Below are 8,469 nucleotides of genomic sequence, written 5' to 3' on the forward strand. Positions count from 1 at the left end.
TTAAAAATCCGCCCATTCATCGGGAATCGAAGCATCGAGTACCAATACCTTCGACCTATCAGCAGGTGTCAGCCCAAACCGGCCAAGCAGATTACAAAGAGCCGCAACTTTACCAACAGCGATTTCGTCAGGCTTGAGCCGAATTTCAGCAATCAGTCTGCAAATCAATTCAAGCGCAAGGCGATCACTGACTGTCAACACGCCAGACGCAGCCTGCCCGACGATTTCATCCCAGATTTCCGAAAGACCTGTCGGGCCTTCCGTGAAAGCGCCAATCGCTCCCGCTGGTTTCGGTTCGTTGGGCCTTGCGCGGTTAGGATGCGCCTTCATAGCGCCGCGTAGCTCAAGAATTTTGGTGGGTGTGCGTGGGCGGGCCATATGATTTTCAAAAGGTTAATTTTGTCAGTGCAAAAATCGTTGCTGGCGAACAGTGTTGCGCGGTCAGGTCACAGGTATTGCATGCCCCCTACCCGGTGCAGGAAGGCACGCAGCGGCGTCTAGGGCAGCGCTTAAGCCATCATTAACACCCATCACTCCAATCGCATAGTGCGGCGCTTATATCGTCTCTGATAGTTGCCAGCCGCGTGCGCTGCCGAAAGGAAGTTGGCGCACCGCTGGCTCTCAAGGTTAAATGTCGGCACTCATGAGTGACCCGATGACAGCTACCGCTTGCGCGCCGTGCTGTCGACGGTACTAATTTAGGTCGTTGAGAATTTCAAAATTTTGATGCACTCACTGTTCTGGATACACCCAGCCAATCTTTTTGTAATATAAAAGGTGACCGCAGGTTTTGCCGAAAACGGATCTCTGAGAACCCGCGTACCAATCCTATCGACCACAAGATAACCGCGCTTAAAATTTCCAAAGGCGATGGACGCGGAATTCGCTGCGATGCCGGGCATGTCCTCTGCTTCGTATATCGGATAGCCGAGCAAGGTGTCCGGCTGACCGGGCGCGGTCGTCGGATTGAACACGTAACGGCCTTGATAGTCTTTAAAACTTGTGACTTGAAAAAGCGTAGCCTTGTTCATTACAAAACAAGCATCCTTGCGATATTCCGCTTTCAACTTTCCAACCAGAGTGAACAAGTCATCAACCGGGTTGACGGTGCTGGTCAATGTCTTAAATGCGCCGGAGACGCCCGTCGCCACATGCTCTAACGTGCCGAATGCGCGTACACCGTCGGGTGTGGCGGAAGTCGGTTTGAACAGAAAGCCGACCGGCTGATTGATGCCATTGCCTGACACCATAGCTTGCCCTTCAGCCCTTGCAAACTCAGTGGCGGCGTTTTCCGCAAGCCATTGTTCGGCATTGAAAAACGAGTCATCAAGCATCTGCTGCGTGGCGCTGAGATTACAAAAAATTTCTCCGAAAGGAGGAGCGATATCAGCGAGTTGAGGTGTGTTAGTTAAGGGGCGGGATTCACTTTCACCGACCCAGCCGCTTTGCGTGCCGCGCAAATTAACCAGTTTGTGATAGTCCTGAGTTGAGCATTGCACGACTGTCGAAATCGCGCGAATCGGCGAGATATTAACTGCCAAATTTTCCAGCATGCTGTCGATAATTTTGGGAACAGTATACCCGCCGTCATTTCCGCTGCCGACGCTCATAGCCTTGCTTTGCAACTCACTCAAGCCCTGCGATTCGCCCTTACACAAGTATTTGCGGAAGGCGGCTTTGTGTGCCGTGGCATCCAGCGAGAAGTCCTCACCACCGCCGCCAAAGTGTGGCCGGTTCGCCTTTGCGTCTTTTGTTTCAAGGTGATCGACGCGATTTTTAAGATCGAAAATAACCTTGTTGCCATCCTCGATGGCCTGTATAAATTCTTGATGAAGGTCCACTGAAAACTCCCGGAATTTGGAAAGGAGTTATCAGCTTCAATTCAGATAATGTCGTTTCAGTGATGACAAATTTCTAGGTGGATTGACGCTTTACTTTTTCAACATCGCGCCACGCCGTGCGCGCGCTGACACCGAAACGCGCACGCAAGGCTTCTGCGATTTCACCACCCGTCATTCCGTTTGCAAGCATGTGCGCCGCCGCCCGCCAACGACGCATAGTCTTCGATTCAGTAGGTAGATAGATCGATGCACCTGCCCACCGCGCCAGAACAGAGATGCACACCAACCGCGCTTGCGGCGTCGGCATCGCATCGAGCAATGCCGTGACGAACTCAGAATTGGGCGCGCGTTTCATCACCAAAACCGCCGCAGGTCGGAGTAAAACAATGATGCGGTCTGCGTCGCCTGACTCTTACTCCACCCGGCGAAACGCAATGCCGTTTCCACGTCACGTTTCAGCATAGCCACGTCTTTGACCGCGAGCGGCTTACGCCAGACGCGACGCACGGCGATTAATGGAAGAGACTTTTGCATGCCTGTGCCATTGCGGTGTATTTCAAGATCTTGACAGAATGGGCAGCGCGCATTTTTTCGAGGGTGAACTTATACAACACGTCCGCCGCCTCACGATCAGATGCGCCAGTCAGAACGCGATTGGCTTCGGCCCATTTTTCGCCGGTCCAGTTGGCGATTTTTCCGCTTACGGCGTCATTGAGAATGTCAGTCAGGTTCATGATTGATTCCTTTTTTTTTGATAATCGGAACTGCGGTTGAACATCTGTTAAACGGTCGTTGCTTTTTGCTTGACGTTAAATTTCAATAACGGTTATTCCTTTAATTTCTGTTTGTTTTGCGCGTACAGATGGCATATCTAGATGGTGCCCGTCAGACGGGCTAGAGCGGGCGCTTGAAACAGGTTTGATAGACCCGTCTGACGGGCTAGACGGCTCCGTGTCTTACCTGTCGGACGGGCCAATGACGCACCTCTTTGGCCGGTCAGGCGGGCTACGGCTCGTTTTTTTTATCGGGACGTGTTTCATATACGCGCTACGCTCGAAACCGGCGGCAGCACCAGCGTCATAACCCGGCAATTTGTCCAACCTCCGCCACGTCACAGCGAACCAACTAGCTTTATTAGGCCGCATCCCTTTCACTGTCTCGAAAATAAAACCTGCCATAAGCAACTCGTTTTTGGCCCGCGTAATTACGTCTTTGCTTTTCCAGCCGCGTTTCGCAAGGTAAGCGTAAGAACACAGCAAGCGACCGTTGTTATCGCGAACGAACTGGCGGGCAATTTCGAAAAGCAGACCCCGCGCAGAATGCGATAAAGCCGCGTAGGCGGGACAATCCAGAACAGACCAAGGCAGAGCTACAAACCAGCCCGCATCGCGTCCTGAATCGCCCTTCTTACTGGTGTTGCGACCGTTAGCCATACTAGGAGCCGATGTAGGAATAGCGCTTAACGCAGACATCTTTGCCGAAGCGCGAATTAACCCATTCCCACTCATCGCGGAAAAGAAAACCTTTGGCGCGCAGCGTTGATATGGTCGAATGCAAGCAATGGTCGCGAAAGCGCTCGGCCTCGAACTGATTCAGGCTGTTCCCCGATTTCAAAATCGACAGAATCACCGATTCCGCCGTGGTAGCTTGCACCTCGGCAGCGAGCGGAGCATAATTTGGTTGGAGTGCTTTCTTGAGAGCCGCCACGCTCCCCAGCCCGGCGGCTTTTGTTTTTTTTGAGATCATTGCTAATGACCTCCTGCGCGTTGCGCGAGAAATTGGTCGATTTCCTCGCTATTCCAAACGGTAACATTCGCACTCAGCTTGAACGGTGCTGGAAAAGTTCCGGCTTTGCACCAGCGCCAAATGGTTGCAGCGGATACGGGCAGCTTTCCCCTTTTTTTAGGTGTGCTTGCTAAGTCGCTGATTCGGTAGTAATGCGGCATATGCTCCCCCCGACGCACATTGCCTCAACACGCCGGGGTTACTGGATGTTTCCCCTTAAAACGCGCTGATTTCTTATGCGTTGGGTGCAGCTTAGGTAGTTGTTCAAGAAAAAGATAAGGTGGGAAACTTACCCCGCCGCAAGCGTTACGCCGTGCGGGTTTTGGTCGATTTTCTCTTTCACGCGGCGCAGGATCGGAGCTAGGTTGTCGGAACTGATTTCGCGACCGGCGCTGTGGAACATATCCAGCGCCCAAATGAGGAATGCGGAATTTTTGGCGTTATCGGATTTTTTGGTGACGGTCAGCCGATTGCCACCGGACTTGAGCCAATATTGTCCTAGTTCCAACGCAAAGTCCTCGTCGCGCTGGGCCTTGTTACGCCGCCCGTCCATTCGTGGCAAGGCTCGCCTCGCCGCTTTCGCCGCCACACGAATATCCGCCGGTGTCACATCACCTAACCCGACGAATATAGCGGCAGGGTTCGATTGGCGGAAATGCTTAAGTGCCGCAGTTGTTACCGCCGCCTTGATGCCTTGATCCAAATTGGCGACGGAGCGCGGCATCGCTTCATCCGGTGTCCTGCTCAACGCACGTAGCGTTTCTCGCATGTCTTGTCCGCTCGGCGGTTGTGCCTGATACCGGCTGCGTGCTCTGGCGATGATGCGATCGAGTTCGTCCATTGGTGTGGAAGCCTCGCTGGAACGAAGCCATCCACCGTGTGCGCGGTATGGGTGTTTGAGTAGATTCTTTGGGCGCATTGGGTCAGGCTCCGGTTTTGCGGCTGATAAGTACCACATCCGCGCCGTTGCGCAGCTTGTCCAGAAAGTTGGCCCAGCGCTGCATCATCTCGCGGCGGGCAGGTAAGTGGGCTGTTCGATTGTAGGCGCGTCCATTCGGGTCCTTCACAGCATGTGCTAACTGATGTTCGATTAGGTCCACCCGTTCGCCTAACACCTCGTCTAAGATAGTACGCGCCATTGCCCTGAACCCGTGTCCAGTCATGATATTTTTGCTGTATCCCATAGCGCGCAATGCTGCATTGATCGTGTTTTCAGACATGCACCGCTCGCCGGTACGTATACTGGGGAAAACATATTTTCCTTTGCCGGTCATGATTTGAATACTGCGCAAAATCTCCACTGCCTGCATTGATAGCGGCACAAGGTGGTCGATTTTCATTTTCATCTTGCTGCCGGGGATACGCCACTCTGCCGCGTCAAGGTCAATTTCCGCCCATTCTGCCGAACGTAGTTCGCCCGGTCGCACAAACACCAGCGGAGCTAACTTCAACGCTGCGACAGCGTAGGGGTGACCGGTGTATTCGAATATCGAGCGCAGCAAGCGCCCGGCTTGCTTTGGTTCCGTGATGGCGGCATAGTTCGCCTTCGGGACGACGGACAGTGCGCCTTTCAGGTCTGCCGTCACGTCGCGTTCTATTAATCCGGTAGCCACGCCATATCGAAGGACTTGCCCGCATATCTGTTTTACCCGATGTGCGGAATCAATAGCGCCCCGTGCTTCCATTTTTTGAACGGTCGTCAACACGTCGAGCGGCTTGATCGTGGAAACAGGCATCTTTCCGATGAATGGAAACACGTCGTGTTGCAGCCACGCAGTTATTTTTTTTTGCGTGCTTTGTGCGCGGTCAGCGGCAGTCTTTTCCAGCCACGTCCGCGCCACAGATTCAAAGGTGTGCGTTGCCGCAAATGCCTTGCTTTGTTTGTCGTCGCGTTTAGCTTGACCGGGGTCGATGCCGTCTGCCAGTAATTCGCGCGCCTCTCCGCGCCGCTTTCTGGCCTTCGCGAGCGACACTGCGGGATAAACACCCAGCGCCAGCGTTTTTTGCTTGCCGGTAAATCGATAACTCATGCGCCAATATTTGCCGCCTGCTTTCACAAGCAGATACATGCCGCCGCCATCGGTGTGCTTGTCGCCTGTCGGCGCACCGCTGTGCTTTACCTGTCGAACGAACGTGTCTGTCAGCGCCATTACGTCCCCCGTGTTGGTATCTCGTTTTCGGGTTTTGAAAAGTACCAACAAAAGTACCATCAATTTGTTGGTATCTTATGTTACTGCTTGAACTGGCTTAAGACAACAAAAAACCCGCAATGCCAAGAAGCATGCGGGTTTTGAGTTTATATGATACAGGGTGAAACATGTTCTTGGTGCCGAGAGCCGGAATCGAACCGGCACGCTGTCTCCAGCGCGGGATTTTGAGTCCCGTGCGTCTACCTATTCCGCCATCTCGGCAACGCGTCCGCTATTATGACTGATTTCTTAGGCGCGATCAATAGCCTTTGCGCATGAATTCATTTTTCTCTGTATGCATTGCCTGCTGTCAGCCAATGGCTAGTTGCCAACCCGCTGGAACAGACGGAAGCGTTCATCGCGATCCGACGGCCGACGGCCGGTCCACAGCAGCTTCCATTCGCCTTTGAATTCACGCCAGATCGCGTCGTCGGATTTGACCGAGATATTGTCTTGATACAGGAGGAAATCGCAATGCGGCTGACCGTATGTGCCGAACGGGATGTCGCCGAAATAGGCAAACGACGCCCGCTGCGCCGGGCCGACGTTGGTGTCGACGCATTGTTTGACGGCTGGCAGATGCTGATCGATTTGCGCGGCTACACCGGCATAGCTCTTGCTGTAATTGATCCAAGGCAGCCACAAGGTAGTCAACAGCAGCCAGCACAGAATCACACCGCCCGAAGACAGCACTACAGCGCGCCACAGCACCGCCGGCCGGCGCGACAGGCGCCAGTTAACCAGCAAGATCCAGAATATCGAGCCGAGCAGGGCTATCACCAGCGCGATCAGGTTGAAGTCAGGTTTAAAGCCCGGCGCCAGCTTGTAGACATTCCTGGCAATCTGCGTCGGCCAGCCGCTTTCTTTGGCGATCCAGGCTAGCCAGATGAATGCCGCACATGCGGTCAAGGTCATCACCGAGAACCAGTCCACTGCATTGATCGCACCGCGCTTCATGGTCGGCAAACCGAATGCAGCCAGAATCACCAGTGGCGGCAGCAAGGGCAGCAAAATGCCATCTTCTGGATGCGGATTGAGCAGCAGCATGACGGTCAGGCTGATGAAAAATGCCAGCGGCAATGCGATATGCAAGGTCGAGCGCTGCTGGCGCCAGGCATATACCGCCCAGCCGGCGAATGGCCATGCCGGCCACGCAAACCAGATACCGTATTTAAAGTAATACGATAATGCGGTCCAGCTCGGCCAGCTTAATTGCCGCAGATTGAAAGCCTCCCAGGCAGCAAAGCGATACACGGCGCCTGGCAACAGCGCGTAACTGGCGATGAACCAGGTAGCGGCAACCAGCAATGTGACCGGCAAGGTCATCAGCAGCAAGTCTCTGGCGATAGTTTTTTCGCGTATCAGCGCCAGTGTCAGCAGACCGCTCAGCAAGGCCAGCGGCAGCAGCCATCCGCGGCTCAGTATCAGCAGGCCGAAGCTGAGACCGAGCAGCGCCGCGCTACGCAGACTGCGCGCGTCAAACAGGCGTACCGCGATATAGATTGAAAAAGCCACCAGCGACACTTGCAGATTTTTGGCGGTTGGTTCGTGACTTTGCAATAACAGGCCGAGGCAGCCGAGATAAATCAAGAACGCGCCGTCGGCCAGGGTGCGACCGAAATCCTGAGGTTCCGGCTGGCCGCCGAAGGCCAGTCTTAGCGGTTGTGCTTCGCTGCGCCGTCCCAACAAGTAGGTCGCGTACCAGACCGATAGCGAGCCGACCAGGAAAAAACCGACTGCCGGCAATCGGCCTGCGAGCGGATCGCCCAGCAGCCAGCCGAATAATTTGATGCAAATCGCGCCTATCCAATAAGTCAGCGGACTTTCGCCGGACATGGGCAGGCCGACGATATTCGGCGCCAGCCAATCGACGATGCCGCCGTGGGCCATGGTCCAGGCGATACCGAAGCTGGAAGCGTCTTCATTTTTCCATGGATCGCGCCCGATCAGGCCGGGCAGAATATACAGCAATCCAAGCGCCCACAAGCCCCAGCGTGGCAGTGCGCTAGTGGCGGAGGCGGGAAGACGGACGGGCTTCATCACAATGGTGTTTGATCAATGTTGAATTGCTGGGTATTGTGCCGGATAGCAAGGTACTTCGCTATTGCTGAGAGTAGTTTTTGTGCTTGATATTCTCAAGCAAACACACATTTCTTTACGATTTACCAAAGAGTGAGCGGTAACGCTGTGCTGCGCGCAGGATTCTGCTCTCGCTACCCATCCCGATAAATAAAAAAAGGCAGCCGCAGCTGCCTTTTTAAACAGACGATCGAATTAAGTATTTGCGATCGAAGTCTTGGAGCCGACAGTACCGAATTTCTTACGGAACTTGTCGACGCGACCAGCGGTGTCGACGATTTTGTGTTGACCGGTGTAGAACGGATGCGATTCCGACGAAACTTCAATCTTCACCAAAGGATATTCTTTACCTTCGTAAGTGGTGTTTTCGCGAGTCTGGATAGTCGAACGCGTGATGAACTTGAAATCGTTCGAGACGTCGTGGAACAGAACTTCGCGGTAATTTGGGTGAATGCCGTCTTTCATAATTGCCTCAATTGAGTGGTAGCCAATCAATCACTTCGTCGGTCGTCTTGCTTCTTGACCCGATTGTCGATCACTTGCCGGGGGTGGAAAACCGCAAATTATACAATAAA

10 protein-coding genes and 1 tRNA gene are annotated in these 8,469 nt (G+C 53.8%); all 11 read right to left on the reverse strand.

Going from position 1 to position 8,469, the window contains the following annotated elements; genetic code table 11:
• The gene (locus VNZ60_RS12780) at positions 1-378 is read right to left on the reverse strand and encodes a hypothetical protein (protein WP_325659689.1); all 378 of its coding nucleotides are present in this window, start codon (positions 376-378) and stop codon (positions 1-3) included.
• Positions 379-698: 320 nt separating this feature from the next.
• Positions 699-1,841, reverse strand: a complete 1,143-nt coding sequence (locus tag VNZ60_RS12785; RefSeq protein WP_325659691.1) for a phage major capsid protein — start codon at positions 1,839-1,841, stop codon at positions 699-701.
• A gap of 73 nt (positions 1,842-1,914) precedes the next feature.
• Positions 1,915-2,196, reverse strand: a complete 282-nt coding sequence (locus VNZ60_RS12790) for a hypothetical protein (RefSeq protein WP_325659693.1) — start codon at positions 2,194-2,196, stop codon at positions 1,915-1,917.
• A gap of 157 nt (positions 2,197-2,353) precedes the next feature.
• On the reverse strand, positions 2,354-2,575 hold the full coding sequence (locus VNZ60_RS12795; RefSeq protein WP_325659695.1) for a hypothetical protein: 222 nt from the start codon (positions 2,573-2,575) through the stop codon (positions 2,354-2,356).
• A gap of 700 nt (positions 2,576-3,275) precedes the next feature.
• Positions 3,276-3,587, reverse strand: coding sequence for a helix-turn-helix domain-containing protein (locus VNZ60_RS12800; RefSeq protein ID WP_325659697.1), 312 nt, complete (start codon positions 3,585-3,587; stop codon positions 3,276-3,278).
• Positions 3,588-3,589: 2 nt separating this feature from the next.
• Positions 3,590-3,787: a helix-turn-helix transcriptional regulator gene (locus VNZ60_RS12805; RefSeq protein WP_325659699.1), complete on the reverse strand. Its 198-nt coding sequence runs from the start codon at positions 3,785-3,787 to the stop codon at positions 3,590-3,592.
• A gap of 128 nt (positions 3,788-3,915) precedes the next feature.
• The gene (locus VNZ60_RS12810) at positions 3,916-4,467 is read right to left on the reverse strand and encodes a hypothetical protein (RefSeq protein ID WP_325659701.1); all 552 of its coding nucleotides are present in this window, start codon (positions 4,465-4,467) and stop codon (positions 3,916-3,918) included.
• An 82-nt stretch (positions 4,468-4,549) separates the two neighbouring features.
• Positions 4,550-5,776: a tyrosine-type recombinase/integrase gene (locus tag VNZ60_RS12815; protein ID WP_325659703.1), complete on the reverse strand. Its 1,227-nt coding sequence runs from the start codon at positions 5,774-5,776 to the stop codon at positions 4,550-4,552.
• A gap of 174 nt (positions 5,777-5,950) precedes the next feature.
• Positions 5,951-6,037: transfer RNA gene (locus tag VNZ60_RS12820), tRNA-Leu, on the reverse strand.
• A 99-nt stretch (positions 6,038-6,136) separates the two neighbouring features.
• Positions 6,137-7,855 carry an ArnT family glycosyltransferase gene (locus VNZ60_RS12825; protein ID WP_325659705.1) on the reverse strand — a complete coding sequence of 573 codons (1,719 nt, stop codon included), beginning with the start codon at positions 7,853-7,855 and terminating at the stop codon, positions 6,137-6,139.
• Between the two features lie 234 nt (positions 7,856-8,089).
• Positions 8,090-8,359, reverse strand: a complete 270-nt coding sequence (locus VNZ60_RS12830) for a type B 50S ribosomal protein L31 (protein WP_325659707.1) — start codon at positions 8,357-8,359, stop codon at positions 8,090-8,092.
• Between the last annotated feature and the right edge of the window lie 110 nt (positions 8,360-8,469).

It is taken from the genome of Collimonas sp. (genome assembly GCF_035566375.1).
Classification (GTDB): Bacteria; Pseudomonadota; Gammaproteobacteria; order Burkholderiales; family Burkholderiaceae_D; genus Collimonas.

Excerpts from the sequence above, each read along its gene's own strand:
- VNZ60_RS12780 (WP_325659689.1), bottom strand. The coding sequence starts at position 378 with ATGGCCCGCCCACGCACACCCACCAAAATTCTTGAGCTACGCGGCGCT.
- VNZ60_RS12790 (WP_325659693.1), bottom strand. The coding sequence starts at position 2,196 with ATGAAACGCGCGCCCAATTCTGAGTTCGTCACGGCATTGCTCGATGCG.
- VNZ60_RS12795 (WP_325659695.1), bottom strand. The coding sequence starts at position 2,575 with ATGAACCTGACTGACATTCTCAATGACGCCGTAAGCGGAAAAATCGCC.
- VNZ60_RS12800 (WP_325659697.1), bottom strand. The coding sequence starts at position 3,587 with ATGATCTCAAAAAAAACAAAAGCCGCCGGGCTGGGGAGCGTGGCGGCT.
- VNZ60_RS12805 (WP_325659699.1), bottom strand. The coding sequence starts at position 3,787 with ATGCCGCATTACTACCGAATCAGCGACTTAGCAAGCACACCTAAAAAA.
- VNZ60_RS12810 (WP_325659701.1), bottom strand. The coding sequence starts at position 4,467 with ATGGACGAACTCGATCGCATCATCGCCAGAGCACGCAGCCGGTATCAG.
- VNZ60_RS12815 (WP_325659703.1), bottom strand. The coding sequence starts at position 5,776 with ATGGCGCTGACAGACACGTTCGTTCGACAGGTAAAGCACAGCGGTGCG.
- VNZ60_RS12825 (WP_325659705.1), bottom strand. The coding sequence starts at position 7,855 with ATGAAGCCCGTCCGTCTTCCCGCCTCCGCCACTAGCGCACTGCCACGC.
- VNZ60_RS12830 (WP_325659707.1), bottom strand. The coding sequence starts at position 8,359 with ATGAAAGACGGCATTCACCCAAATTACCGCGAAGTTCTGTTCCACGAC.